General features: G+C 47.1%; 29 protein-coding genes. 14 read left to right on the forward strand and 15 right to left on the reverse strand.

The features are described from left to right. Positions 1-95 precede the first annotated feature (95 nt). The gene (locus PMG71_RS15265; protein ID WP_283754567.1) at positions 96-1,112 is read left to right on the forward strand and encodes a type I glyceraldehyde-3-phosphate dehydrogenase; all 1,017 of its coding nucleotides are present in this window, start codon (positions 96-98) and stop codon (positions 1,110-1,112) included. 34 nt (positions 1,113-1,146) lie between these two features. On the opposite strand, the gene thiL is transcribed toward PMG71_RS15265, so the two are convergent. Then, positions 1,147-2,145 (reverse strand): thiamine-phosphate kinase, encoded by a 999-nt coding sequence (thiL, locus tag PMG71_RS15270; protein ID WP_283754568.1) that lies wholly within the window; start codon positions 2,143-2,145, stop codon positions 1,147-1,149. A gap of 48 nt (positions 2,146-2,193) precedes the next feature. Between thiL and PMG71_RS15275 the strand changes: the two genes are divergently transcribed. Then, the gene (locus tag PMG71_RS15275) at positions 2,194-2,733 is read left to right on the forward strand and encodes a cofactor assembly of complex C subunit B (protein ID WP_283754569.1); all 540 of its coding nucleotides are present in this window, start codon (positions 2,194-2,196) and stop codon (positions 2,731-2,733) included. A gap of 92 nt (positions 2,734-2,825) precedes the next feature. Here the strand turns inward: PMG71_RS15275 and PMG71_RS15280 are convergent, their stop codons facing one another. Beyond that, the gene (locus PMG71_RS15280) at positions 2,826-3,155 is read right to left on the reverse strand and encodes a DUF3155 domain-containing protein (protein ID WP_283754570.1); all 330 of its coding nucleotides are present in this window, start codon (positions 3,153-3,155) and stop codon (positions 2,826-2,828) included. A gap of 283 nt (positions 3,156-3,438) precedes the next feature. On the opposite strand from PMG71_RS15280, the gene PMG71_RS15285 reads away from it, so the two are divergent. Further along, entirely contained in the window at positions 3,439-4,713 is a 1,275-nt protein-coding gene (locus PMG71_RS15285; RefSeq protein ID WP_283754571.1) for a sensor histidine kinase, read from the forward strand. An 18-nt stretch (positions 4,714-4,731) separates the two neighbouring features. On the opposite strand, the gene PMG71_RS15290 is transcribed toward PMG71_RS15285, so the two are convergent. The 9 genes from PMG71_RS15290 to PMG71_RS15330 all read right to left on the reverse strand — a co-directional run bounded on the left by PMG71_RS15290 (position 4,732) and on the right by PMG71_RS15330 (position 13,012). Continuing rightward, complete coding sequence (locus tag PMG71_RS15290; protein ID WP_283754572.1) at positions 4,732-5,610, reverse strand: bile acid:sodium symporter family protein; 879 nt, start codon at positions 5,608-5,610, stop codon at positions 4,732-4,734. 83 nt (positions 5,611-5,693) lie between these two features. Further along, positions 5,694-10,415: a glutamate synthase-related protein gene (locus PMG71_RS15295; RefSeq protein WP_283754573.1), complete on the reverse strand. Its 4,722-nt coding sequence runs from the start codon at positions 10,413-10,415 to the stop codon at positions 5,694-5,696. Between the two features lie 465 nt (positions 10,416-10,880). Next, positions 10,881-11,150: a ParE family toxin-like protein gene (locus tag PMG71_RS15300; RefSeq protein WP_283754574.1), complete on the reverse strand. Its 270-nt coding sequence runs from the start codon at positions 11,148-11,150 to the stop codon at positions 10,881-10,883. Next, positions 11,147-11,380: a hypothetical protein gene (locus tag PMG71_RS15305; RefSeq protein WP_283754575.1), complete on the reverse strand. Its 234-nt coding sequence runs from the start codon at positions 11,378-11,380 to the stop codon at positions 11,147-11,149. Before PMG71_RS15305 ends, PMG71_RS15300 begins: the two co-directional genes overlap by 4 nt. Positions 11,381-11,429: 49 nt before the next feature. Next, a complete protein-coding gene (locus PMG71_RS15310) occupies positions 11,430-11,828 on the reverse strand; it encodes a retropepsin-like aspartic protease (RefSeq protein WP_283754576.1) in 399 nt (132 codons plus the stop codon). Beyond that, positions 11,825-12,052, reverse strand: coding sequence for a hypothetical protein (locus PMG71_RS15315; protein ID WP_283754577.1), 228 nt, complete (start codon positions 12,050-12,052; stop codon positions 11,825-11,827). The genes PMG71_RS15310 and PMG71_RS15315 overlap by 4 nt, the downstream gene beginning before the upstream one ends. A 260-nt stretch (positions 12,053-12,312) precedes the next feature. Beyond that, positions 12,313-12,543, reverse strand: a complete 231-nt coding sequence (locus tag PMG71_RS15320) for a hypothetical protein (protein ID WP_283754578.1) — start codon at positions 12,541-12,543, stop codon at positions 12,313-12,315. Then, entirely contained in the window at positions 12,524-12,802 is a 279-nt protein-coding gene (locus PMG71_RS15325; RefSeq protein ID WP_283754579.1) for a BrnT family toxin, read from the reverse strand. Before PMG71_RS15325 ends, PMG71_RS15320 begins: the two co-directional genes overlap by 20 nt. Before the next feature lie 33 nt (positions 12,803-12,835). Continuing rightward, entirely contained in the window at positions 12,836-13,012 is a 177-nt protein-coding gene (locus tag PMG71_RS15330) for a hypothetical protein (RefSeq protein ID WP_283754580.1), read from the reverse strand. On the opposite strand from PMG71_RS15330, the gene PMG71_RS15335 reads away from it, so the two are divergent. Continuing rightward, the gene (locus PMG71_RS15335) at positions 13,011-13,292 is read left to right on the forward strand and encodes a hypothetical protein (protein WP_283754581.1); all 282 of its coding nucleotides are present in this window, start codon (positions 13,011-13,013) and stop codon (positions 13,290-13,292) included. The two genes, PMG71_RS15330 and PMG71_RS15335, sit on opposite strands and share 2 nt — an antisense overlap. Here PMG71_RS15335 and PMG71_RS15340 read toward each other — a convergent pair whose 3' ends face one another. Beyond that, positions 13,293-13,574 (reverse strand): type II toxin-antitoxin system RelE/ParE family toxin, encoded by a 282-nt coding sequence (locus PMG71_RS15340; protein ID WP_283754582.1) that lies wholly within the window; start codon positions 13,572-13,574, stop codon positions 13,293-13,295. Next, complete coding sequence (locus PMG71_RS15345) at positions 13,552-13,782, reverse strand: hypothetical protein (RefSeq protein WP_283754583.1); 231 nt, start codon at positions 13,780-13,782, stop codon at positions 13,552-13,554. Before PMG71_RS15345 ends, PMG71_RS15340 begins: the two co-directional genes overlap by 23 nt. Before the next feature lie 593 nt (positions 13,783-14,375). Between PMG71_RS15345 and PMG71_RS15350 the strand changes: the two genes are divergently transcribed. The 10 genes from PMG71_RS15350 (at position 14,376) to PMG71_RS15395 (ending at position 23,866) form a co-directional block, all read left to right on the forward strand. Continuing rightward, entirely contained in the window at positions 14,376-16,232 is a 1,857-nt protein-coding gene (locus tag PMG71_RS15350) for a phosphodiester glycosidase family protein (protein ID WP_283754584.1), read from the forward strand. 112 nt (positions 16,233-16,344) lie between these two features. After that, positions 16,345-17,016 carry a Uma2 family endonuclease gene (locus PMG71_RS15355; protein WP_283754585.1) on the forward strand — a complete coding sequence of 224 codons (672 nt, stop codon included), beginning with the start codon at positions 16,345-16,347 and terminating at the stop codon, positions 17,014-17,016. A gap of 102 nt (positions 17,017-17,118) precedes the next feature. Next, positions 17,119-17,568: a cupin domain-containing protein gene (locus tag PMG71_RS15360; protein WP_283754586.1), complete on the forward strand. Its 450-nt coding sequence runs from the start codon at positions 17,119-17,121 to the stop codon at positions 17,566-17,568. Between the two features lie 27 nt (positions 17,569-17,595). After that, positions 17,596-17,922: a HesB/IscA family protein gene (locus PMG71_RS15365; protein ID WP_283754587.1), complete on the forward strand. Its 327-nt coding sequence runs from the start codon at positions 17,596-17,598 to the stop codon at positions 17,920-17,922. A 116-nt stretch (positions 17,923-18,038) separates the two neighbouring features. Beyond that, complete coding sequence (gene rpsL / locus PMG71_RS15370; RefSeq protein WP_271936249.1) at positions 18,039-18,410, forward strand: 30S ribosomal protein S12; 372 nt, start codon at positions 18,039-18,041, stop codon at positions 18,408-18,410. Between the two features lie 118 nt (positions 18,411-18,528). Beyond that, on the forward strand, positions 18,529-18,999 hold the full coding sequence (gene rpsG, locus PMG71_RS15375; RefSeq protein WP_283754588.1) for a 30S ribosomal protein S7: 471 nt from the start codon (positions 18,529-18,531) through the stop codon (positions 18,997-18,999). A 189-nt stretch (positions 19,000-19,188) separates the two neighbouring features. Beyond that, complete coding sequence (gene fusA / locus PMG71_RS15380; protein ID WP_283754589.1) at positions 19,189-21,264, forward strand: elongation factor G; 2,076 nt, start codon at positions 19,189-19,191, stop codon at positions 21,262-21,264. 145 nt (positions 21,265-21,409) lie between these two features. After that, positions 21,410-22,639, forward strand: coding sequence for an elongation factor Tu (gene tuf, locus PMG71_RS15385; protein ID WP_283754590.1), 1,230 nt, complete (start codon positions 21,410-21,412; stop codon positions 22,637-22,639). 116 nt (positions 22,640-22,755) lie between these two features. Beyond that, positions 22,756-23,073: a 30S ribosomal protein S10 gene (rpsJ, locus tag PMG71_RS15390; RefSeq protein ID WP_271936222.1), complete on the forward strand. Its 318-nt coding sequence runs from the start codon at positions 22,756-22,758 to the stop codon at positions 23,071-23,073. Between the two features lie 148 nt (positions 23,074-23,221). Next, entirely contained in the window at positions 23,222-23,866 is a 645-nt protein-coding gene (locus PMG71_RS15395) for an LON peptidase substrate-binding domain-containing protein (protein WP_283754591.1), read from the forward strand. 25 nt (positions 23,867-23,891) lie between these two features. Here the strand turns inward: PMG71_RS15395 and pheA are convergent, their stop codons facing one another. Together pheA and PMG71_RS15405 are read right to left on the reverse strand one after the other, a co-directional pair. Continuing rightward, positions 23,892-24,749, reverse strand: a complete 858-nt coding sequence (gene pheA / locus PMG71_RS15400) for a prephenate dehydratase (protein ID WP_347179300.1) — start codon at positions 24,747-24,749, stop codon at positions 23,892-23,894. 42 nt (positions 24,750-24,791) lie between these two features. Further along, a complete protein-coding gene (locus tag PMG71_RS15405) occupies positions 24,792-26,663 on the reverse strand; it encodes a hypothetical protein (protein WP_283754593.1) in 1,872 nt (623 codons plus the stop codon). Positions 26,664-26,743: the final 80 nt, after the last annotated feature.

Consider the following 26,743-nt stretch of genomic DNA (forward strand, 5'->3'; position numbering starts at 1 on the left):
ACTCGATCGGTCGTTTTCCAGTCGAGTTAAAGTCAAAATAAACATTCAGCATTTGCTTAAAAATACTTGGTTGAAGAAATAGAGGGCAAGACGAAGTGATTAGAGTAGCAATTAATGGTTTTGGTCGGATTGGACGGAACTTCATGCGGTGCTGGGCAGGCAGAGAGAACAGCAACCTAGAAGTTGTAGGTATTAATGATACTTCCGATCCCAGAACAAACGCTCATTTGCTTAAATATGACTCCATGTTGGGTACATTTAATGCAGAGATATCGGCGGATGAAAACTCCATAACGGTCAATGGTAAAACCGTCAAATGTGTTTCCGATCGCAACCCCCTAAACTTACCCTGGAAAGAATGGGGAGTTGATCTAGTTATTGAATCGACAGGTGTATTTGTAACCGAAGAAGGAGCATCAAAGCATATACAAGCGGGTGCGAAAAAGGTTTTAATTACGGCTCCTGGAAAGGGAGGGGGTATAGGAACTTTTGTTGTGGGTGTGAATGACTCACAATATCGGCATGAAGATTATAAAATCGTGAGTAATGCCAGTTGTACCACCAACTGCTTGTCTCCCTTTGCTAAAGTTCTGCATGAGAACTTTGGGATTATTAAGGGAACCATGACCACTACCCATAGTTATACGGGTGACCAACGGTTATTAGATGCTTCCCACCGGGATGTGCGTCGCGCTAGAGCAGCAGCTCTGAATATTGTGCCCACCTCGACTGGAGCGGCAAAAGCTGTGGCATTGGTGATTCCTGAACTCAAAGGAAAACTCAATGGTATTGCTATGCGGGTTCCCACTCCCAACGTATCTGTTGTAGATTTGGTGGTGCAAGTGGAGAAAAAGACCTTCGTAGAAGAGGTCAATGAAGTGCTGCAAGAGGCGGCGGAAGGCCCCCTGAAAGGAATTCTGGAATATAGCGATCTCCCCTTGGTTTCTTGTGACTATCGGGGTCATGATGCCTCTTCTATTGTGGATGCCAGCTTAACCATGGTCATGGATGGCGATATGGTGAAAGTAATTGCCTGGTATGACAATGAGTGGGGTTATTCTCAACGGGTTGTGGATCTGGCTGAAGTGGTAGCCAAGAATTGGCAAGCCTAGAACGATTTACTCCATTGCTCATCGACTCCATAACTTAATTAAAATGTTGGAAACCCCAACTCGACCTTAGATCGAAGTTGGGGTTTTGTTTATCTTCTGGGGTTGAATCATCAATCAGTTCAATGCGATCGCCAGAAATCAGTTCTCCAATAATAGCGGCATCTTCTCCGAGTTGCTCGACAAAAGGATGGGCGATTTCTGGAGATAAACACAGGACTAACTCAAAATCTTCTCCCCCATACAACGCCCAATGGCGAATCTGTTCTGGGGAAAGCACGGCGGTTAAGCCGTGAGCAGTGGGAATCTGATTCAGATGAATCCTCGCGCCTACTCCACTAGCACGACAAAGTTGCTCTAAGGCATCCGCCAAGCCATCACTACTATCCATTCCGGCGATTCGTTGGGGATTTAAATCCCAGAGGAGCGGTAAGACATCGAGACGGGGTTGGGGATATTGATGAGCTTTAATTAATCGTTGGCGATCGCCGGGTGACAAGGCTGTAGACCATTCGGGATTTAACAAACATTCTAAGCCAGCGCGGGAGGCTCCATGAACCCCGGTGACGACAATCTGATCCCCAGGTTTTCCGGTATGGCGTTGACAGAGGTTATGGGGTTGGACTTGCCCCAAAGCGGTAATACTGAGGGCAATAACGGGCGATCGCACCACATCACCCCCTATAATCGCAGTTTCATAGGGTTGTAAACAGTCACTCATCCCTTGATAAAGGGACTCTACCCACTCTACATCGACCTCCCCCATCAAACTTAACCCCACAGCGATCCCAATCGGAGAAGCCCCCATCGCCGCTAAATCCGATAAATTCGCCGCCACTGCTCGCCATCCTACGGCATGGGGGGGGGTGGTGCGATCGCTAAAATGGACTCCATCGACCAACACATCCGTTGTCACCACCATCCTATATCCCGGATCGAGATCCACCACTGCCCCATCATCCCCCACTCGATGGGCAGCGCAAAATCGGAAGAGACGCTGCAAAAGCCCCTGTTCTCCTATTTCTTTAACCTTCATACCTCGTCGTAAACTATTAAAAGCGTCTTCTATACTTTAAACCCTGACATGATCGGCGAAAACCCTGCCTTAACTCCCCTACTGATTCTCACCCTGCTGTTGTGTATTGGTCTCTTCTTCTTTATCAGAGCATCTGTTAAAGAGCGCACCGAAGAAATGACCTTCATGACTAAGGCTTCTGAAGAAGAACTGCTTCCCCAACTGCAAGACTATTTTGACCGCCGAGCTTACCAGGTTACCGCTCTAGACAGTCAAACCCAGAAAATTACCCTAGAAGGAACCGTTAAACCCAGTTGGTTTTTGGCCATCTTTCTCTCTTTTTTAGCTGCCCTGGGCCTGCTTTGTGCTAACCTAGTTTTTTCAACCCTCTGGTCTAACTTTCCCCCAATCCTGTGGATGGCTGTCTTGCTTGCCCCTGCTGCGGGCCTTTTCTACTGGAAGGGCGCTTATCGCACCGAACAAGTAGAACTACAAGTACAACCCCTGGAGGAGCCAACTCAAACGGCCCAAAATCTCATTGCTGTTAAAGCACACCGAGATGAACTGGCTGAGTTCGAGAAAGCCTTCCATTCTTTGCTCTCTGAGTGAGGCAGAGTTTGATCGAAAACTCCGCCCCATCAGAATCTCTGATTGACCTGAAGCTTGACACGCTGCTATCCGATCGGATAATGTTTATCAGCTTATTTGGCTTCAGTTACGCGGGTTCCCAGCAGTATGGATGAGGGTTGAAGCTCATCGGGATGTTTGAGACTGGGAAACAGAAAATGGTTTTCCTCAACATATTGAGCGCCAAATAAACCTTTTTCTGCCCAGAAATACCGATCTGTGGTATGCTCGTTCCGCTTGACCAACAATAAAGCGGGTGGGATAATCCCTTGGGCACGAATGAATTTTCGTGCTGCTGTTACGGGTTTATCTTCGCCGCTTTCAATGCTATACTGAGGAACTTGTTCGAGGATGCGTCGCCCTTCTTGACGACGACGGCTTTTGCGCTTACGTCTCCTAGCCAAATGTCCTTACCTCCCCTTTTAGCAGACAGATGTAGTTGTGGTTACAAAATACGTGCAGATTATATCGGTTTATATGAAAAAAATCAATCAGTCTTAAGATAAATCAACAAAGTTCCCTAATCATAGGGGTTTGATCCCTGTGAAGATCCCCATTAAGTCTCCCCAGTTAATCCCCCTGAAAACCCCTAAGCGACTACAATAGGAAAGAAGGAATTGCGCGTTAGTCGGACTGAAGTCTCTAATGTTGTGGATTCCTAACGTCCCTGTTTAAGTTCTATTCCTCATGTTAAGGCCTGCCAGTTCGGAATTTATTGAACTGTGTCGATCGCAAATCTCCTTGCTGACCCAGTGCTTGGGAGCATCTTTAAGTGCAGTTTATCTAACGGAACACCATTTAGACCGGTCGTTTACCCAACCGATCCCGATCGCCGCTTACCCGGATCGGTCAACCCTCTGGAAAGAGTTGGCTGAGATCCCGTTGCTTCCCTATGAGGGACAAGGACTGCCTTCTTTGCCCGATTCCCTCAATCCTAAGCCAGAATCAGCCGACTCTGAAGTATTGCCCCAATCCCACCAATTGATTCTCCCGCTCGTCAAACAAAAAATGTTGATGGGCTTTTTAGTCACTCAACGGCAAGATCGGCAATGGAATGACTTAGAGCGAGAACAGATCCAACAAATTACGAATACTCTGGCGATCGCCTGTTTGTTAGATCAACGGGGACAATGGTCTGAACACCGCTATCAACAGCAAACCGAGCTACAAAGCAAGCGTCATGAACTCTTTCATAATTTTCTGCATCAATTCCGCAACCCCTTAACGGCCCTGAAAACCTTTGGAAAACTGTTGCTGAAACGATTGCCTGCTGCCGATCCCAATCGGGCGATCGCCGAAAATATACTCCGTGAAACGACTCGCCTCCAGGATTTGCTGCACTATTTTAACCAATCCATAGATGCCCTAGAACTATCCGGTAACCGCCTTGATGGGGATCGTCCATCAGAACAGCGACTCTTGAGCGCAACCCCTGCCCCTGTGGCTCAACTTCCACCTTCTCTGGGGGAAATCTCCCTCAAGCTTGAATCTTGCGCGATTGAAGAGATTTTAGCTTCTCTGTTACCTTCAATTGAGGCGATCGCCCAAGAGAAAGGCCTCAACTTTAATTGTCAGATTTCACCTGATTTACCCCTAATTGAAGTCGATCCTACCGCGCTAACGGAAGTTTTAAATAACCTCTTAGAAAATGGGATCAAATACACCCCAGCACCAGGAACCCTTTACCTACAGGTGACCGCTCACAACACCCAAAATCAACTGTTAATTGCCATTAGCGACACCGGCCCAGGCATTCCCCCAGCAGATATTACAGAGGTCTTTAAGCGCCATTATCGCGGCGTTCAGAGCCAGGGAGCAATTCCCGGAACCGGTTTGGGTTTGGCGATCGCCAAAGACTTAACCGAACAAATGCAAGGGACAATTAAAGTCTTTAGTCCAGCCGCCTATCCACCTCAAGCGACTCAAGGGACAACCTTTGTAGTCAGTTTACCCATTCCCTAACTCAATAATAGAGGGATCTTAGGTTGAGTTTTTTTGCTCTTGTTTAGCTAGTTTCTTCTGGTAGAGATTGGAGTAAATCGCCCCAGCTAAGGAAGAGAATAACGCATAGGTGGCGATCGCCCCTACCATTCCCGGATCGGTAAAGTTAGCCGCAGCAATAGTCAGGGCAAGTCCCGCATTACGAGTGCTATTCGCCACAGCAATCGTCAGACGGCTTTCCGGTTCCGGCCCCCCCAGGAAATGTCCAATCAGCAAACAGGAGGCAGCAAAAAGCACCGCACCCAGAACCGGCAGCACCCCTGCGGTCAGCACTTCCGGCAACGCAATTGTTAGAATGACGAGCAACATTCCTAGAAGTAAAAAGCTACCTAGTTTAAAGACCGGTTGCTTCAAATCCTCCGCCAAATCTGGCAGCCACTCGTGAATGGCCAAACCTACCGAGATGGGAATAAATTGAACTTGTGCCACTTGCTTAAACACCGTTGCCACATCAATCGTTACATTAGCTGGGTAGAGAGCTGAAATCCCACTCATCCAGATAGGGACAACTAGAACAGCCAACAGAGCTGTAGTCACTTGAAAACTACCCGCCAAATCCGGCAGAGCGCGACCCTTGAGCAACTTACGGTAAATCATCGGTGCGCCAGGACAAATGGCCATGGTAGCCAAACCAAGTCGCACGGAAAAACTCATGGGAATCATCAGCTCAATTATCATCGCGGCTAAGGGAACGAAGATAAATGAGGCTAATAAACAGCGAATCAGTAGATTGGGTTTTCGCCACAGTAGCGACAGGTTCTTATATCCCTGAGAAAGCCCAATCGATAGCATCAGAATGAATAGGGTGAGTTGAGCATAGCTGCTCAAAATGGCTTGGATATCGAGGTCAATAGACATAATATCAAGTAAAAATTAAACCTTAAAAAGTGACAGCATGGTGCGTTACGCTTTCGCTAACGCACCCTACTTTTAACTGTCAATTAGGCCTGAACCGCCACCTTATCCGTAACCGGATTATCCGTCACTTCTGGAGAATTCGCTTCGGAAGGGGGAACCACTTGCCAGAACTTAGGTAGATAGGTTTCCCAATTCTCTAAAATCCGTTTTGCCTTCGGACTTCCGGTGCGGGAGTGATGGGACTCAATCAACTCTCGCAGAGAACTTGCACCTACCGAAGAGGTCACCCGTTGGATAGAGACAATTTCGGTATTAATTTTTTCCGAGAAATGTTCATCTTCATCCAGGATATAGGCTAGTCCTCCGGTCATGCCTGCGCCCACATTGCGCCCAGTTGCTCCGAGAACCACAACCACACCGCCAGTCATATATTCGCAACAATGGTCGCCTGCGCCTTCGATAACGGCTCGGCCGAGGGAGTTGCGGACGGCAAACCGCTCTCCGGCTTGACCATTGGCAAACAGGATGCCGCCGGTTGCTCCATAGAGACAGGTGTTGCCGACAATGACATTTTCCGAGGGGTCAAATGTGGCATTCGTTGCTGGAACGATAACAATTTCGCCGCCATGCATTCCTTTACCCACATAGTCATTGGCATCTCCTGTTAGGTGGAGGTGCATTCCAGGTAAATTAAACGCGCCAAAACTTTGGCCGGCATTTCCGGTAAAGGAGAGTTTCAGCTCTCCGGTAAAGCCGCTATTGCCATAGCGACGGGCAATTTCCCCAGAAATTCGCGCACCCACGGAACGGTCAGTGTTGACGATTTCCCAGGTTTTGCTCACTTGGGTTTGCTGCTCGATCGCCTGTTTGATCTCCCCGTCGGCTAGAATTTCGTCATCTAGAACCGGGCCATTGGAGTGAACCGGGCCATGATCGAGCCAACTGCGATCGCCTGTCGTATCCGGCAGATCATCAATGAGCGATCGCACATGGATATGATTGGTTTTGGTTAACTTCACATCCCGTACTTGCAACAAGTCAGCCCGACCAATAACGTCACTTAAAGAACGATAACCCAACCGAGCCAACAGTTGGCGCACTTCCTCAGCCACAAAATAGAAGAAATTGACCACATGGCCGGGAACACCGGTGAACTTCTGGCGCAGTCTCTCCTGTTGGGTTGCTACTCCTACGGGGCAATTATTGGTGTGGCAGATGCGAGCCATAATGCAGCCTTCCGCGATCATGGCAATGGAGCCAAACCCATATTCTTCAGCCCCCAGAAGTGCCGCCATCAGGACATCCCATCCGGTTTTTAGACCGCCATCGGCACGGAGTAAGACGCGATCGCGCAATCCATTTTCGATCAGCATCCGATGCACTTCAGTAACTCCCAATTCCCAGGGAACGCCCGCATGTTTAATCGAACTGAGGGGACTCGCACCCGTTCCCCCATCATGGCCAGAAATTTGGATCACATCCGCATTGGCTTTGGCGACTCCACAGGCAACCGTACCAATACCCACTTCTGCCACCAGTTTGACGCTCACCCCTGCATTCGGATTAATTTGGTGCAGGTCAAAGATGAGCTGGGCTAAGTCCTCAATGGAATAAATATCATGGTGGGGAGGCGGAGAAATCAGAGGAACACCCGGTTTAGAGCGCCGCAACATGGCGATATAGGGACTCACCTTTTTACCGGGAAGTTGACCCCCTTCACCCGGTTTCGCGCCCTGAGCCATCTTAATCTCAATCTGCTTGGCATTCATCAGATATTCGGGAGTCACCCCAAAGCGTCCCGAAGCCACCTGTTTAATGGCGCTGCTGGCCGTATCTCCGGTTTGTAGACCTTTGAGATGGGCAAAACTCGTGCTATTGCCTTCACCATCGACATCATTGAGGATGGTATAGCGTAGGGAATCTTCGCCGCCTTCTCCAGAGTTAGACTTGCCACCAATACGGTTCATGGCGATCGCCAAGGTCTCATGGGCTTCCCGGCCCAAGGATCCTAGGGACATGCCCCCGGTACAGAAGCGCTTAACGATACTTTCGACCGGTTCCACGTCTTCAAGGGGGATGGGTTGGGTATCGGGGCGAAACTCCAACAAGTCCCGCAAAGCGCAGGGGGGACGCTCTTGGAGGATGTTTTGATAGAGCTGGTAATGATCGTAACCTTCCAGGTTGGGTTTACCGTTTTCACCGCCAGAGGTAAGGGCGGGTTCACGGGATTTTTGGTCATCCAACCCAGATGTTGGTGAACCCGCCCCTACAGCGCGAACGGCCTTATGCAATGCCTTGGACATTTCCGGCGAATTCATGTGATATTCTAAGCCGGTGCGGTACTGGATAAAGCCGCGATTTTCCAGTTTTTTGCCGTCGAGTTCTGGGAATGCTTTGGCGTGGAATTGCAGCGTTTCTTGGGCCAACTCATCTAGGGATAAGCCACCGACTCTGCTGACTGTGCCTTCAAAGGCGAGATCGAGCAAGTCTTCCCCAATGCCGATCGCCTCAAAAATTTGCGCCCCATGATAGGAGGAAAGGAGAGAGATCCCCATTTTAGAGAGGATTTTCAGCAGTCCCAACTCGATCGCATGGCGGTAGTTGTTAAGGGCTTGTTCCATGGAAATTTTGGGCAGTTTTCCGCGCTCCATGAAGCCTTGGGTGCGATCGCTACTCCACCAATGGCGCACGGTTTCTAAAGCCAAATAGGGACAAACGGCTGAAGCGCCATAACCGACTAAGCAGGCTACATGATGGGTACTCCAACATTGAGCGGTGTCTACCACAATAGAGGTTTCACAGCGCAGTTTATTGCGAATCAGATGGTAATGAACCGCACCAGTGGCGACCATGGGAGGGATATAGGTTTGTTCTGGCGTAATGTTGCGGTCTGTGAGAACTACGACTTTCGCTCCTTCTCGGACTGCGGCATCTACGCGATCGCACAATTGGTCAATCGCCTCCTTCAAAGACTCTCCCACCGGGTAGAGCGTCGAAACTTCCCGCGCTTGCAACAGGGAATGCTCCAAAGTAGATAACTCCGCCTCACTTAAAATGGGCGTAGGAAGGCGCAATTGGGTGGTTTTGCGAGATTGAGGATCGAGTAAGTTCGGATGGTCACCCAAACGAATTTGCAAGGACATCACCAATTTTTCCCGCAGGGGGTCAATGGGGGGGTTGGTGACCTGAGCGAAGCGCTGCTTAAAGTAGTCATACAGCACATGGGGCTTACTCGACAGCACCGCCAAGGGAATATCATCGCCCATGCAGAAGGTTGGCTCTTTGCCGGTTTCTGCCATCGCTTGCACCACCATGTCCACATCTTCGGAGGTATAGCCAAAGGCGGTTTGAGACTTGATCAGGGTTGCCTCATCCAGGTTCATATGGGTATCCCAAGGCAGTTCATCGAGATCGTGGGTTCCCGCTTTCAACCATTCCCCATAGGGGTATTGACTGGCGACCTGTTGTTTAATTTCCCAGTTGTGCAGCACCTGGTGGTTTTCTAGGTCAATGGCCATCATTTGTCCAGGGCCTAAACGACCTTTTTCAATAACCTCGGATTCATCGAGGAGGATGCTACCGGTTTCTGAGGCAATCACAATATAGCCGTCTTTGGTTAAGCTGTAGCGAGCCGGACGCAGACCATTGCGATCGAGGGCTGCACCCACATAGCGACCATCGCTAAACACCAGAAGGGCTGGGCCATCCCAGGGTTCTTGGATACCCGCGTAGTATTCGTAAAAGTCGATAATTTCTTGATGGTCGTCGAGAGCGGGTTGATTGTGGAAGGCTTCGGGAACCAGGATCATTAAGGCTTCCATGGGGGTGCGTCCGGAGAGTACCATCAACTCGAAGACGTTATCGAGGTTAGCGGAGTCGGAGGCACTGCGGTTGGTCATGGGAAGCAGTTCTTTTAGGCGATCGCCCCATACAGGAGAGGTAAATTCTACCTCGCGAGTCCGCATCCAGTTCAAGTTGCCCAACAGGGTGTTAATCTCGCCATTGTGTCCCAACATCCGCAAAGGTTGCGCCAATGACCATCTAGGCATCGTATTTGTACTGAAGCGACGGTGAAAAATAGCATAACAACTGGTGTAGAGCGGATTCTTTAGATCTAGGTAAAAGTCTCCCAGGATAACCGATCGTACCATGCCTTTGTACAGAATTTGGCGGGTAGAAAAGGAAACAATATAAATATCGACTCCGGAGCGATCGGCATCTAAATGGGTTTTCTTCCGGGTCAAATACAACAGGCGTTCTAACTCCACTCCCGATAAATGAGGGGATTCTACCAGCAGTTGCTCAATTTGCGGTTCATTTTCCCTTGCTTGGGGGCCCAAAATCTCCAAGTTTACCGGCACTACCCGCCATCCAATGACCTTTAAGCCTTCTTCTTTCAGATGTTGCTCAAATAAGGCTTTGGCTTTATTTCGGGCTGCCCCATCTTGGGGTAAAAAGACCATTGCCACCCCCATGTGGCTAGGACTCGGTAGGGTAATACCTTCTTTCTGGCTCCAGTCTTGAAATAAGTCCCAGGGAATACCAGTCATCACCCCCGCACCATCTCCAGAGTCTTGGTCAGCGCTACACCCTCCCCGATGTTCTAAGCAGGTTAACCCGGATAAGGCTTTGGTGATTAAATCATGGCTGGCGATGCCTTGGGGGTGAGCAATTACACCTACCCCGCAAGCATCTCGCTCTTCGGTGAGTTGGCGTAAAACTTTGGGTTCTCGTCCTGAAGTCCCTAGGTCGGAAGAGCCGGTCAGTGGGCGATGCAGTTGATCTTGATTTAAGGTGTTGTCCATGGAATTCTTCAAAAGGTGTTTTCGGATTGGAAGTTGTGGACTGTGCTTCTTGTGCTACAAGTGCTGCTAAACTCAGCTATGCAGCCATCATATCCCTATTGATCGATAGGATTTCGTATCCATTACTGCTGGATGTGGGCAGATTTGTTGCTTTGGGTCGGGACAAGTGAATCCAGAGGGTGCTGTGGTTTGACTGGCCCCGATTTTGATGTGGATAATGATTGTATCGAATTCTAGTCAGTTCTGGCAATGGTTTCTGAGCGCGATACCTTCGGGAACGCCTCTTCCAGTATAGTCATTTTAATTAACATTGACACACCAAGATCTATCTACAGCAAGGGCATCTGTAGGGGCGAACGGCCGTTCGCCCCTACAACCATGTCCCATCCTTAATTAAAACAACTATAATTCAGTCATGTTCACTATCGTGATCAACAGCTTTGCAGTTATTGTAACTGGGTCTGACTACAACCGACGAAGTAACTGATCGTATTCTGTATGTATACCAATCCAAAACCAGTAAATACGATCGTCTTCTAATAACCCAAGAACTCGGTAGTTTAAACTTATACGAGCTGAATAAATGGATGGATTCTGGCGAACTTGTTTGAAATGAAGACTATTATGGTAAGGATCTAATCGCCAAAGGTCATAAGCTTTAGCTGCTTGTTCTTGAACTGAAGCAGGAAGTTCATCAAGTTTTTGACGAAAGGCTTTTGTGACACTTGATTTCATGGCGACTGAGGAGGAAAAACTTCATCAAGAGGTGTTGTTTCACCTGCTGCGATTTCTTTCCTGACGCTCTGGGCGATCGCCTCCCACTGCTCATCTGTAGTGGCTTCAAATCGTGCTGTCCAGTTCAGTTCGTCTTGGATCTCAGCCAGCAGACGAGCGGCGATCGCATCCTGCTGATCTTCGGGTAATTGCTTCAGTTGGGCGATCGCCTCTTCGAGTAATTGAGTCATATTCACGCTTCCAATTGATGGGTGTTCCTCTCATTGTAGCAAAGCCAACTTAACTCAAGGAAATTTCACCTTTAAAAACATCAATAATTGCCTTTTCTTCCCTGAGAAAATCAATTCCTAATAGTCCATTGGCAAAAGAACTCAGAGGTAAATCCATCGCTACTACAGAAAAATCCTCTTTACGGACTCCTAAACAATTAAACCAAGGAACAGAGACAATCGGCAATTTTACGGTAGCTGAAGCAGTCACAATCGTAGTGGTTTGAAGGGGGTGTTCCAAGTCACACCCTAAACATTCTAGGATTTGGCAGGGCAACACAGTATAACTTGAGCCTGTATCAAGCAATAATCTTAAAACAATGGGACTCTCCCTAGCTCGTCCTACTGATGCTCTCAACCAAAGTAAATTCCCCTGTCGATTTAGGCGATAGATTCTACGAGAACTCATAAAATAAAGGCCACATCTTCAGGAATTGGCCCTACATATTCGATCGCTAGGGGTTGCTCAGGAATAGAAGCCAACATTTCATAGATGTGTGACGGGTTGGGAGAATGAGCCAGCACTTCCCCTTCTATAACCTGCATCTGGTCATCAAGGTCTCTATAGGCAATCAGCAACCATTCCCCTTGATAATGTTGTTTCATTTCTTCAAAGGTCATTAGCTCAGACATTTTCTTGCTCTATCCGATCGCAGTCTTCCTGAATTGTTTCTACCATAATTTGTAGATCTTCGGGTAATTGTTTCAGTTGGGCGATTCGCTGCGCGATACCTTCGGGAACGCCTCTTCGAGTAATTGAGTCATATTCACGCTTCCAATCGATGGCTTTGCCCGTTATTCTAACGAAACTGACTGGGTTTATGGCGATCGCTCCGCTATACCTTCGGGAATGCCCCCCATTTTGCCATGAGAGGCCATTTTCTCATCAATGATTAGCGGCTCTGGCGTTGTGCGATTTCCATCAATAATCGTAAGGCTTCATTCACGGATTCTTCACTTGGAAAGGCTTTTGCCACATCAGGATCAAGCAAAACTAGATTATTGCCTGCTCGATAACGTTCCACATATTTTCCTTTGACTCCCCCTGTTAACTGGGAAAAATCATACTCAGGTCGCAGTTCATCATCCATTTCATTATTAATGTTATTCGTTTCCTTCTTCATAAAATCTTTGTTCCTGACGAGTGACTTTACGGGCACTAATAATTCTTACCTTCTCCGATCGCTCCGTATGTGCAACAATCAGAAGCTGCTTCCACCTAGATAAACCAATAATAATATAGCGACTTTCCCCAACTGAATGGTCTGGATCGGTAAATGTCAGAGATAGAGGATCGTTAAAGACAGTAGCTGCTTCTGGGAATGAAACTTGATGTTTCTCATAGTTTAACTTGGCTTTATCTGGGTTCCACTCAAATTCCATTGGTAGTCTAGAGAGGCGATCGCTCCTGAAATCCTAAGCCGATTCTAAATGCGTTACCGGAATGACTTCAGTTCTCTCTGGCAATTTCGCTCCGGTTGCCACCTGATGGACTTCATAAAGAATATCGGCTGCATAATAGCGATTACCACAGTTGTCGCAGACTCCAATGGTGACATTATCTGGATTTTCCGGTGCAGCTTCCCTCGGCATGTCAATTGCGGCTGAATATTTATCAGAAAATACTCGCATGACAACTGAGCAAATCCAGGCAGCTCTTTTACCAGCTTTAGCGGGAGGAACTAACTTTTCGGATTGGCGCGATTGGGATCGGGATAGTTTTCGAGCTTATCCCAATAACTATTCAGATACAGGAGTTCGCATTTACTATGATGCCGTAGATCCCCGTCCAGGTGGCTTCGGAATCATTGATGTGACAGTTAACGCTCATCGGTTAATCAAAGTTCCTCCGATCAGAGTCAATTTTGCTTAACTAATAAACTTCGTCATGACTGCCAATATCAATTAAAAAAATCACTTCTTCATCTCCATCTTCTTCATCAGAAAAAGCGAAAATAATCCGGCAATTATAAGCCACAGAACACGACCATAATCCGTTTAAGCTGCCCGTTAATTTATGAGATTTTAAGGAAGGAGTAAAGGGATCGGTAGCGAGAACTTTTAATACCTCGATCGCCTTAGCTTGTAATTGAGGGTGCTTCTTGGCCAATTTCTTAAACGCTCTCTTAAAGCTACTGCTCCAGACTATCTCCATCCTCATCCTCAAGTAAATCAGCAATGAGATTGTCCACTGTTCCTCGTTTAGCAGTTCCTTGCTGAAATTCTTGCTTCAGCATTTCAGCATTAGCAGCAATTTCTAAACGTCGCTGTTCAATTCTTCGCTTGCGGATTAACTCAAATAAATAATCTTGATCTTCAATAGATAACTGTTCGATGGAATTAATTAATTCTTGCATTTTCATGGATTTAACTTAAATGTCTGTAAAGGTTTTCATGAATGATTACAATGACGATATCCATGTTGATAATATATCCTATTTTCAGCGAAGTCGTGAAAATGTTTCCCTCAAACCATAATAATCAAGCGATATCTATGCGGACGGATGTGAAAACCGGATGGAGAAGATAACGATTCCAAGGATTTGACACTCCTCGACCTAAAGGTACGAGGATTCTTTAAAAGGAGATATCCACCGTTGGACATTGCTCGAACCACAACTCCCAATACCGTTTTTAGTCGAATACCAGTGTTGTGCGATAGGCGGTGTCAATTGCCGCTACTCTGTCCGGTGTTGCCACCATTCAGGCTACTTGTAAGTATTGTGCTTCACTCGCTCAAAGTCTTTGCTTGTGGGGGCTGTGTTCAGAGTGTTTCCACCAAGCTAACCATTTCGGTTAGCCGTCTTTTAACTGAGTGTCCCACCACGCTTGAGTTTCACCCGCCTTTAAGGTCAATGTGGCTTCTCCCTTATTATAACGTAAAGCCGTCCTAGAAGGACGGGGTTTCTACCCAATTTTGTGATGATTTTAGTTAGGGTTGTGGAGTGTGCAATTGATGCTGTCATTATTTTATGTTTCGCTGTTGGGCGCTGGGATTTTTGCTAGTGCGAATGTGCTTCCAGTTAAGGCTTGTGAGAATGGGTTAACTGAAGTTTGTCTATCAAGCCTGACAAGATCCCCCCAACCCCCCTTTCCAAGGGGGGCAGTCAGGCAAGTCCCCCTTATTAAGGGGGATTTAGGGGGATCGAGGATTCCCACTCAAGGGAATCAGATCATCATTAATGGTCAAACTTTACCCATTGCTTGGAAACAATGGCAGGATAATGATCAAGTCCGGATTGCGATCAGTGATGTGGGTTTGGCTTCCGGTTTTGGAGTGGAGTTGCTGAGTACCTCGAATCCTGCTCTACAACCGATTCAGTGGTATGGAACTCCGGGGCAAACTCGGTGGACGCTTCCGGCTCAGGTAACCTCGACGGGGCGATATGTGGAGGTGACGGAGTGGGTGCAAGAATTGGGATGGCGGATGGTTCCCCAGGGAACTGTGCTGAGGGTGGAAACGGCTTCAAGTCAGGTTTTGGGGATGCGTCAGGGGAAACAAACTTGGGGCGATCGCCTCGTCATCGCTCTGAACCAAGAAACTCCCGTACAAGTTAACCATGCTCCCGGAAAGACGGTGATTACGCTCGGTGCAGTGGCTTCTCCTGCTCTCCTGAATGCCTTTGCATCCCAGGCAGGGAATGCGGTTGATAGCATTAAATTTACCCCTGAATCAGGGCGCACGAAAATCGAAATTACCCTGAAAACCAAACAAGTTCGCCCCCAAATTCTGACTCTGAATGCTCCCTATCGGTTGGCGATCGATTTTCGTTTGGATGCGACTATTCCGGCTAAACAAATTCAATGGGCTTCAGGAATTGAATGGCGACAACAAACCGTGAGCCTCGGATCGTCACAGTTTCCTGTGTTTTGGCTGCAAATTGACCCCCGAAATCCCCAGATCCAACTGCGTCCTATTCGCACCAATAGCCAAGGGGCAGCCGGGACTTCTCCCTTAGTCACTTTAGCCCGTCAATCTCAAGTGGCAGCCGCCATTAATGCCGGATTTTTTAATCGTAATAATCGCTTACCCTTGGGAGTTATTCGCGACAATGGGGAATGGATTTCCGGCCCGATTCTCAACCGGGGGGCGATCGCCTGGAACAACCAAGGACAATTCCTCATCGATCGCCTAACCCTCACGGAAACCCTCACCACCCAAACCGGCCAGTATTATCCCATTCCCTACCTCAATAGCGCCTATCTGCAACCGGGATTATCCCGCTATACCAGTGCTTGGGGAACCACCTATACGCCACTGACTGATAATGAAACGATTCTTTCTGTAAACGGCGATCGCCTCCTCAGTCAAACCCAAGCGCCCCAAGCCGGAGTTGGACAAATTCCCATCCCCCCCCAAGGATATCTCCTCGTCCATCGCGGCCAAACTCCCCCACCCTTGATTCCCCCAGGAAGCCCCGTGCAACTACAAAGGCGCTCATCTCCCGATCTCGCTAACTATCCCTTCACCCTAGGCGCTGGCCCCCTCTTGGTTAAAAATAGTCGTATCGTGCTAGATGCTGAAGGAGAGACCTTTAGCAAAGCCTTTATTCAACAACAAGCCTCTCGCAGTGCGATCGGTATCACCCAAAACGGACAACTGATCATCGCTGCCGTCCATGACCGATCCTACGGCAAAGGCCCCACCCTCACCGAAATTGCCCAAATTATGCAACGTCTCGGTGCAGTCGATGCCCTCAACTTAGATGGGGGCAGTTCCACCGGACTTTATCTAGGAGGAGAATTATTAGACCGCTCTCCCCGCAGTGCTGCGCGTATTCATAATGGATTAGGCATCTTTCTCCAACCTTGACTGTACTAAAAATTTCATATTAGCTGGTCAAGATTAACTGACTAATCTTAGTGTATCTGTAGGCAGTTTTTTGGCATCCGCTATAGTGGGGACAATAACTGTAGAAACCGCCATGACAGCCACACTGAGACAGGAGCCAGTTGCAGCACCAAGCTGGGGCAACAGATCGCTCCTACTAAAGAATATTAGCTGGCCGACTTACGAATCTCTGCTTGAGGATTTAAGCGAACAAGCAGGAATGCGCCTGACCTACGACCGAGGATTGCTGGAAATTATGACTCCTTTAGCTCCGCATGAAGGCGATAAAACGCTGATAGGACGTTTTGTAGAAACTCTGACTGAGGAGTTGAATATAGAAATTCGCAGCCTGGGTTCCCTCACTTGCAAGCGCGAGGACTTAGCTCGCGGCTTTGAGCCAGATGAGTGCTACTACATTCAGAACGAGTCTCTCGTCTGGAACAAAAAGCAAATAGACCTCAGTCAAGATCCGCCTCCAGATTTGATCATCGAGATTGATGTGACTAGCCACTCTATTAATAAATTCGATTTATATGCCGATTTTGGAGTGCCGGAGGTCTGGCTCTATGATGGCGATCGCCTAAAATTCTATCAGCTACAAGGAAAAGAATATCAACAGAGCCAATGCTCCCTGGCTTTTCCTTTCCTGCAAGCGACGGAAATTATGGGGTTTCTGGAATTGAGAAAAACCACGAAGGAAACTGCATTAATTCGGGAATTTCGCCAGTGGGTGGGCACTCATGCCAAATTACCACCTAACAGATGACACTCAACAGAGAAGATTGTTATGGTTAGCGAAGGGGAACTCTTCTCCCCTTATCGATTCTGCAACCCAAGATTTCTAACCTTCTACGGAGAAAAATCAATCATGGTACAAGCTACAGAACGCCCAACCGTTAACTCAGACAAAGATCAAGACTCCCTTCCTAAGTCTTCTCCCTCCTCCAGTGGACTCTGCGAAGTGGGAGAACGCCCTTGGGGAACCTATACGGTATTGGAAGAAGGACAAGGCTATAAAATTAAACGCATCGAAGTAAAACCCGGTCATCGCCTGAGTTTACAGATGCACCACCACCGCAGCGAACATTGGATCGTGGTTTCGGGTACGGCAAAAGTCGTCTGTGGCGATAAAGAAATCATGGTGTACCAATACCAATCCACCTATGTTCCCCAAGGTAACTCCCATCGCCTGGAAAATCCCGGAGTGATTCCCTTAGTGCTGATCGAAGTGCAAAATGGGGAATATTTGGGTGAAGATGATATTGTCCGTTTCCAGGATGACTATGCCCGCAGTAACGGCAAAGAGAGTAAAGTTTAAATTAGAGATCCCTTAAAGAGTCCCCCGATGATTGATTTAACCCCTGCTGCTGCCACAGAATTAAAACGGTTACAAAGCCGATATCCCCAAGCTACTGCCTGGATACGTTTTGAGGTGCAGACAGGGGGATGTGCAGATTTTAGCTATGAGATCCGGTTTGACTCGGAAAAACAGGAGACTGATCAGGAGTATGCGTATGAGGCGATCGCCATCATCATCGATCCCAATCAATTAACCTATCTCGATCGCCTCAAAGTCGATTATTCCGATGATTTGATGGGGGGAGGATTTCGTTTCCATAATCCTAATGCCGCCCGAACCTGTGGCTGTGGTCAATCCTTTAGCATTAGCTAACCCTGAAACCCAAAGGGTTCAGCCAAAGTATTGACAAAAGTGATCTGGAGTTGGTAAAGTTAAAAATTGTCGTCAAAGTTGAACCAGAGACGGTTTATAGGAAACCTCCGTACCTTATGCCAACGATCCAACAACTCATTCGTAGTGAACGTCAGAAAATAGAACGGAAAACCAAGTCTCCAGCTCTAAAAAGCTGCCCCCAGCGCCGTGGAGTCTGTACCCGTGTTTACACTACAACTCCTAAGAAACCCAATTCAGCCCTGCGTAAAGTTGCCCGTGTACGTTTAACCTCTGGGTTTGAAGTCACCGCTTATATCCCAGGGATTGGGCATAATCTTCAAGAACACTCCGTAGTCATGATTCGCGGTGGGCGAGTCAAAGATTTGCCTGGTGTAAGATATCACATAATTCGCGGAACATTAGATACCGCAGGTGTGAAAGATCGGCGGCAAGGACGTTCCAAATATGGAGCAAAACGTCCCAAATAGTACCCTAAAACGGTTTAGTTTAAGGGATTAGAGTAAGCCGTTATAGCTTCCTGGTTCTAGTTATTTTAACGCCGATCGTTGTAGATATATACTGTCCCATTATTCAATTCTCAAACCTATGTCTCGTCGAGGAGTCTCTCATCACCGTTCTGTCCCTCCAGACTCGGTACACAACAGTCGATTGGTTAGCATGACCATTCGGCGGATCATGAAGAGTGGTAAAAAATCTATAGCCTCTCATATTTTATACGATGCTTTCAAGATTATCGAAGAGCGCACCGGTTCCGATGCTCTCACCCTATTTGAAAAAGCCGTTAAAAATGCCACCCCTTTAGTAGAGGTAAAAGCCAGACGGGTGGGTGGGGCAACCTATCAAGTGCCCATGGAAGTTCGTTCAGATCGAGGCGTGAGCTTGGCCCTGCGTTGGTTGATTCGTTTTTCCAGACAACGTTCAGGTAACTCCATGGCCATGAAACTGGCCAATGAACTCATGGATGCAGCAAACGAAACGGGAAACACCATCCGCAAGCGGGAAGAAACCCATCGCATGGCTGAAGCGAACAAAGCCTTTGCTCACTACCGTTACTAAGCCATCAGACAAACTCAGCGTCTAAATCTTTAGCTCAAAAGAGAAACCCTGACCCAAATCTAGTCTAAAAGCTTTTAGACTAGATTTCTTCAGGAACCATCGTACATTTGTCTTAAAAAAAGTATACAATTCTAATAGAGCAGAAAAATAAACAATCAAAAACTGCTTTTCAAGACCAAGGAGGTATCTGTGGCACGAAATATCCCGCTGGAGCGAATTCGCAATATCGGCATTGCTGCCCATATTGATGCGGGCAAGACAACAACAACTGAAAGAATCCTGTTCTATTCAGGCATTGTTCACAAAATAGGTGAAGTGCATGATGGGACGGCAGTGACTGACTGGATGGAACAAGAACGCGAACGCGGAATTACCATCACAGCAGCAGCCATCAGTACCAGTTGGAAAGACCATCAAATTAACATTATCGATACTCCAGGTCACGTAGACTTCACCATTGAAGTTGAGCGTTCCATGCGGGTATTAGATGGTGTAATTGCTGTATTTTGTTCGGTTGGGGGAGTTCAACCTCAATCAGAAACAGTATGGCGGCAAGCCGATCGCTATAAAGTGCCCCGGATTGTTTTTGTTAACAAAATGGATCGCACGGGAGCGAACTTTTTTAAGGTATACGAACAAATTAAAGATCGTCTCCGGGCGAATGCTGTCCCCATTCAAATTCCTATTGGCTCAGAGAGCAATTTTAGAGGTATTGTAGACTTGGTGCGGATGCGTGCCAAGATATATACAAACGATATCGGTACAGATATTGAAGAAACTGAAATTCCTGAAGATATTCTGGAACAAGCAGAAGAGTATCGTACCAAGCTGATTGAATCCGTCGCTGAAACCAATGACGCTCTAACCGAAAAATATTTGGAAGGAGAAGAGTTAACGGAAGAAGAAATTCATAATGCTCTGCGTCAGGGAACCGTCAATGGGACAATAGTTCCCCTGCTATGTGGTTCTGCCTTCAAGAACAAAGGAGTCCAACTGCTACTCGATGCAGTGATTGATTACATGCCCGCGCCCATAGATGTGCTGGCCATTCAAGGAACCTTACCCGATGGCACTCCCATAGAACGCAAAGCGGATGATGAGCAACCCTTCTCAGCCCTAGCCTTCAAAATCATGTCCGATCCCTATGGTCGCTTGACCTTCACGCGGGTGTATTCAGGGGTGCTGAAGAAAGGCAGCTATGTTCTGAACTCAACGAAGGGCAAAAAAGAGCGAGCCTCTCGGTTGATCATCCTGAAAGCCGATGAGCGGATTGAAGTCGATGAACTGCGATCGGGAGACTTAGGAGCAATCTTAGGTCTCAAAGACACCACCACTGGAGATACCCTCTGTGATGAGAGTTCCCCCGTTATCTTGGAATCTCTGTATATTCCAGAACCCGTGATCTCCGTTGCTGTAGAGCCGAAAACCAAGCAAGATATGGAGAAGCTCTCCAAAGCCCTCCAATCCTTGTCTGAAGAAGACCCCACCTTCAGAGTCAGTGTTGACCCGGAAACCAACCAAACCGTAATTGCCGGTATGGGAGAACTCCACTTAGAAATTCTCGTAGACCGTATGCTGCGGGAGTTCAAAGTAGAAGCTAATGTGGGTGCGCCCCAGGTTGCCTATCGGGAAACCATCCGTAAAGCCATCAAAGCTGAAGGTAAATTTATCCGCCAAAGTGGGGGTAAAGGGCAATACGGCCACGTAGTTATTCAGGTTGAACCGGGAGACCCAGGTAGCGGCTTCGAGTTCGTGTCTAAAATTGTCGGTGGCTCTGTTCCCAAGGAATATATTGGGCCGGCCGAACAGGGCATGAAAGAAGCTTGTGAGTCTGGCATCCTTGCGGGATATCCCGTGATCGATCTCAAAGCGACCTTAGTCGATGGTTCATTCCATGAAGTAGACTCTTCGGAAATGGCCTTTAAGATTGCTGGATCTATGGCCATTAAAGAAGCCGTTACGAAGGCATCTCCTGTACTTCTAGAACCCACGATGAAGGTAGAAGTGGAAGTTCCTGAAGATTTCCTCGGAGATGTGATGGGAGACCTCAATTCCCGTCGCGGTCAGATTGAAGGGATGGGTTCTGAAGAAGGGATTAGTAAAGTCTCGGCTAAAGTTCCTCTGGCAGAAATGTTTGGTTATGCCACCGATATCCGTTCCAAAACTCAAGGGCGGGGAATTTTTTCGATGGAATTTAGTCATTACGACGAAGTTCCTCGGAATGTGGCAGAAGCCATCATTGCCAAGAGCAAGGGAGAGGCATAAAATCCACTAGGGTCATTCAGAGTTTAGGACTCTTTGGTTCTCAACTCTGATGCCCTAGTCCCGATCCCTTTACTATCCTGACTTAGGGTCAGAAAACGTTTACTTCGTCTTTTATCTAGTCAACATTAAGCACATTTAATTAGTTATGGCACGCGCAAAATTTGAACGGAACAAACCTCACGTTAACATTGGTACGATTGGTCATGTTGACCATGGTAAAACAACCCTGACGGCGGCGATTACCATGACTTTGGCAGCCGGTGGAAAATCTCAAGCTAAGAACTACGAGGATATTGATGCCGCTCCAGAGGAAAAGGCGCGGGGAATTACCATTAATACGGCTCACGTGGAGTATGAAACGGATGGTCGCCACTATGCCCATGTGGACTGTCCTGGACATGCTGACTATGTGAAAAACATGATCACTGGAGCCGCCCAAATGGATGGTGCAATTCTGGTGGTGTCTGCGGCTGATGGCCCCATGCCTCAAACCCGCGAACATATCCTCTTGGCTCGTCAGGTAGGTGTTCCTAACTTGGTGGTCTTCTTGAATAAGAAGGATATGGTTGATGATGAGGAATTGTTAGAGCTTGTGGAACTGGAAGTGCGCGAGCTTCTGAGTGATTACGATTTCGATGGGGATAATATTCCCATTGTGGCCGGTTCTGCTCTAAAAGCTGTGGAAACGATGGCCGCTACACCCGATGCTCAAAAGGGTGAAAATGAGTGGATTGATGCCATTTATCAGTTGATGGATGAAGTAGATAACTATATTCCGACTCCAGAGCGGGATGTGGATAAGCCATTCTTGATGGCGGTGGAAGATGTCTTCTCAATTACGGGTCGGGGAACGGTTGCCACCGGGCGGATCGAGCGCGGTAAGGTTAAAGTCGGCGAAACGGTGGAATTGGTGGGAATTCGCAATACCCGCAGTACCACGGTGACCGGTGTAGAAATGTTTAAGAAGTCTCTGGATGAAGGGATGGCTGGTGATAATGCGGGTCTTCTACTTCGTGGGATACAAAAAACGGATGTAGAGCGGGGTATGGTCTTGGCTAAACCCGGTTCAATCACGCCCCATACTCAGTTTGAAGCTGAAGTTTATGTGCTGAAAAAAGAAGAAGGTGGCCGCCATACTCCCTTTTTCCCCAACTATCGTCCTCAGTTCTATGTGCGGACAACGGATGTAACGGGCACAATTACGTCATTCACCGCAGATGATGGCAGTGATGCAGAGATGGTAATGCCTGGCGACCGGATTAAAATGAACGTGGAATTGATCAATGCGATCGCTATTGAACAAGGAATGCGTTTTGCGATCCGTGAAGGGGGCCGTACTATCGGTGCGGGTGTGGTCGCTAAGATCCTGAAATAGCTGGGTCTTAGTCCTCCGTTCATCTTCATTCAACCCTTCCCTCAGTGAACCCTAAACTCATGGGGAAGGGTTTCTCTCTCAAAACTTTCACAGAACCTTGACAAGTGTAAATAATCATGGCAACTCTACAACAACAAAAAATTCGTATTCGTCTGAAAGCATTCGATCGCCGTCTCCTGGATACCTCTTGCGAAAAAATTGTCGATACCGCTAACCGCACCAACGCTACAGCAGTTGGCCCCATTCCCTTACCCACCAAGCGCCGCATCTATTGTATCCTGCGATCGCCCCACGTAGATAAAGACTCGCGGGAGCATTTTGAAACCCGTACCCACCGTCGCATCATTGATATTTATCAACCCTCCTCTAAAACCATTGATGCTTTGATGAAACTCGATCTTCCTGCTGGTGTAGATATCGAAGTGAAGCTTTAACGTCAAAAAGTTGCCCATTCCCTGGTTAAGAATTGAGTCCCCATCTCAACGGTGGGGTTTTTACAGCCTCAAACAATGCGATAGACTAAAAAGATGTTTCTGCTATTTTCAGGTCTTTATTGAGAGTCCCCAGAACAGGAAAATTATCATGACATCTTCTTCATCGATCGCAGTACGAGAACTTCCTTTGTTCCCCTTACCGGAAGTCGTCCTCTTTCCAGGGAGGCCCCTACCCTTACATATCTTTGAGTTTCGATATCGGATGATGATGAATACCGTCCTTCAAACCGATAGTCGCTTTGGGGTATTAATGTGGGACCCGCTCAAAAATGAAGCTGCTTCCGTGGGTTGCTGTGCGGAAATTATTAATTATCAACGCTTACCCGATGACCGTATGAAGATCCTGACTTTGGGACAACAACGGTTTCGGGTTTTAGAATATGTACGAGAAAAACCCTATCGCGTGGGGTTAGTGGAGTGGATCGAAGATGAACCGACGGATCGAGACCTGAGATCCTTGGGAATGAATGTGGAACAACTGCTTAAGGATGTGGTTCACCTGTCCTCTAAATTAACGGGTCAGGAAATTGAATTACCCGATAATATTCCCAGTCTTCCCATTGAGTTATCCTACTGGGTAGCCAGTAATTTATATGGGGTGGCGGCTGAACAACAAGCCCTCTTAGAAATGCAAAGCACGGCCGAACGACTGGAGCGAGAAACAGAAATTCTTACTTCTACTCGTAATCATTTGGCGGCTCGGACGGTACTGAAGGATACGTTTAAGGAATGAGTCATGAGTCAAAGAACTGTGGTATCTAAATATCGGTAACGGTATAGCTGCCGAAAATTTTTAATACTTCTGTGTACTCTTCGAGTTGTTGAAGAGTGTGTTGGATGCTGGGTTCTCTAGCATCAACTTCAATATCAATAAAAAATAAATATTCGCCTAGCGATCGCTTGGTGGGACGGGACTCAATGCGGCTTAAATTAATTCCTTGACGGGCAAAGATTTCTAGGGGTTTAACCAGCACCCCTGGAATATTCGCTAGGCTGAAGGCGATCGAGGTGTGGGTTTTGGGCTGGGATGGGGAATTTAAGTGGATATCAGTACCCGTAGAACTCATGGCCCAGAACCGAGTGCAGTTATCCGGGCGATCGTTGATGGGATAGGCTAAGATAGGCACTTCATAGAGTTTAGCGGCTCGTTGGGAGGCGATCGCGGCGATCGGTCGAACTGGCTCAAGATATTGAATGGACTCCGTAGTGGAGTTGGTGGGAATTAATTCCACTCCCGGTAAATGTTGCTCTAACCATTCTTGACATTGTGCTAAGGCTTGGGGATGGGAATAAACGGTTTTAATGGCAGATAAGTCATCTATCTGAGAGAGTAAACCATGATAAATGGGTAAGACATAGGCCTGTTGGATTTCTAAACCCTGTAATTGCCATAGAGTATCCAGAGTCATGGGAACACTCCCTTCAATGGAATTTTCTACCGGAGCGATCGCCAAATGGGACTCTCCTTTAGCCACGGCCTGTAAGGTTTGGGCAATACTGGGATAGGGACGCAATTCACTGTCATATCCTTGGGATTTAAGCTGCCCACTACAGGCGATCGCGGCCGCTTCAGAATAAGTCCCTCGTGGCCCCAGATAAGCAATCATCACCATAATCTCTTCTCCTTAGACCTTCTGCCAATATAGCTTAATTAGCAATTACCTATTACGATCGGCAGGATTTAATTGGGGTTGGGGAGTAGAATTATTTTTCTCCCCAATCTTTGCTCCTTCCAAAAGTTCAATCAGCAATAGATCCATCTCCTCAAACGTATAATTCTTCTGAAGTTCTGCTTGTAATTTTAGGCGAAAATTCTCCCCTAAACGCTCCTTCAATTGTTGTTCGAGCATATCGGGTGCTTGGGTTTGCCCCTTCAGATAAGATTTGCGGGGATTAAGAGTGAGCGCCTGAATAATTTGTTGGACTAATTTTTCCGCAATTTGATCCGGCACTCGGCGCACACCCGGTATTTTTTGTACGCCCTTATACCAACCCAATTTTTGCAGAGTTTTATCTACTTCATAGCGCAAAAATGCTTCTAAATCTGGGGAAATTTCTGGCAGTACATTACAAGCTGTTACTTCCCAAACTCTTCCCGTAATGCTGCCAAAACTACGCTGTTTTTGTGGGCTATTCTCTACAGTAACTTCCGCTTCAGGATTAGCATCGCGGGGGCTTTTTATAAACGCTTTCTGAATTAATCCATTACTAATTTTACTTTGTAGTTGTCCAATCCCTCGGTTAACTACTACCTGAGCAAGTTCTTGACCAAAACTGGCAATAAAATTTAATCCTAAATACTTTTGTACCGGCTCTAAGTCAATCAAATCAGATTCATTAAAACGAATCACTAGGGGAATTACGCGCAAGCCGGGAACCCAAGGTTGCAGCAAGAGTAAATCATAGGAACGAGAGCCGATCGCTATGCCTAAACCAATATCTTTCTCACGATAAAATCGGCACAAAACCTTAACAATAAAATCGATCCAGTAAATGAATAAAAATGGGAAATCCATGAGGATAAAACGATTGGCAAATGACCCAGTTCCATCCAAATGACGATAATACATGGACTCCACAGGAAAAAAGAGTTTATCTTTCATAAAGTCAAAGGAATCACGCCAAGTATTTTCCTGGAAATTCTCCAGAGATAAAAATTCATCAAAGGCTCCCTTAGAAGATAAATCTGCCCAGAGCAACTCTGGCGCAATAAACTGGACAATCCTAGGATCGCGGAACCAATTGAGCCGAGATCGAATCATTTCGCGGTTGGTTTGATTATCCTCACTATAGATGTGATTTTTCATAATCGATTTAATTTGATTAACTTTTCCTGATTTGTTAATCGAATTAATCGCATATTGTTCATCGATCATCTGATAAGTTAAATTTCTTAAGACTTCTAACTGCGGCTCAACCAACCCAGAATCTGGGCCTGCAAATTCTAAAATAGCTTTTAATTGAGCCACTTCTCGCACATACTCTTGCGCTCCTCGATCCGGTTCAATCCCCTTAATAATGTCATAATCAAGAACCGGTTCATAAAGCAGGAGTAAGGGGCGAATATGAATATTAAACTCTGTCCAATGGCTTTCCCAACCCCGACGGGCAATAAAGTCACGACTCCAAAATTGGGCGATCGCCGCATTTAAATCCGTTAACCCCGTACTCTCGATAATCCTTTGCTGTATCTGATGCAAATGGCTATACTTTCCTAATAACCGAAACGGGGGATTCTCGACTAAAATATCAAGACTTTCGGCTTGGACTTGGGAGAGTAAAGACTGTACCCCTAAAGACTCTAAACCCTGATTACTGACAGCCTGATTCAAGCCCTCCACCAAGGCGACATAATCTTCTTGGGGGGTATCTTGCCACTCAAAAATCTTCCAATTAATCCAGAGATGCTGATTGCGAGATTTGACATAGGTGGCATCAAACAAAACCAAGCCCACATTGAGTAAGATAATGAGGGCGATCGCTCGTTCGTACCACAGACGTAAAGGACGTAAAGACCGGCGCATAGTCATTCCAAGTTTCCCTCTAGTGATAAAATGACAAGAGATTAAAGGGCGGGTTGATTCCATTGATGATTTTGTCCCCAAACTCA

Source organism: Roseofilum acuticapitatum BLCC-M154 (genome assembly GCF_030068475.1).
Classification (GTDB): Bacteria; Cyanobacteriota; Cyanobacteriia; order Cyanobacteriales; family Desertifilaceae; genus Roseofilum; species Roseofilum acuticapitatum.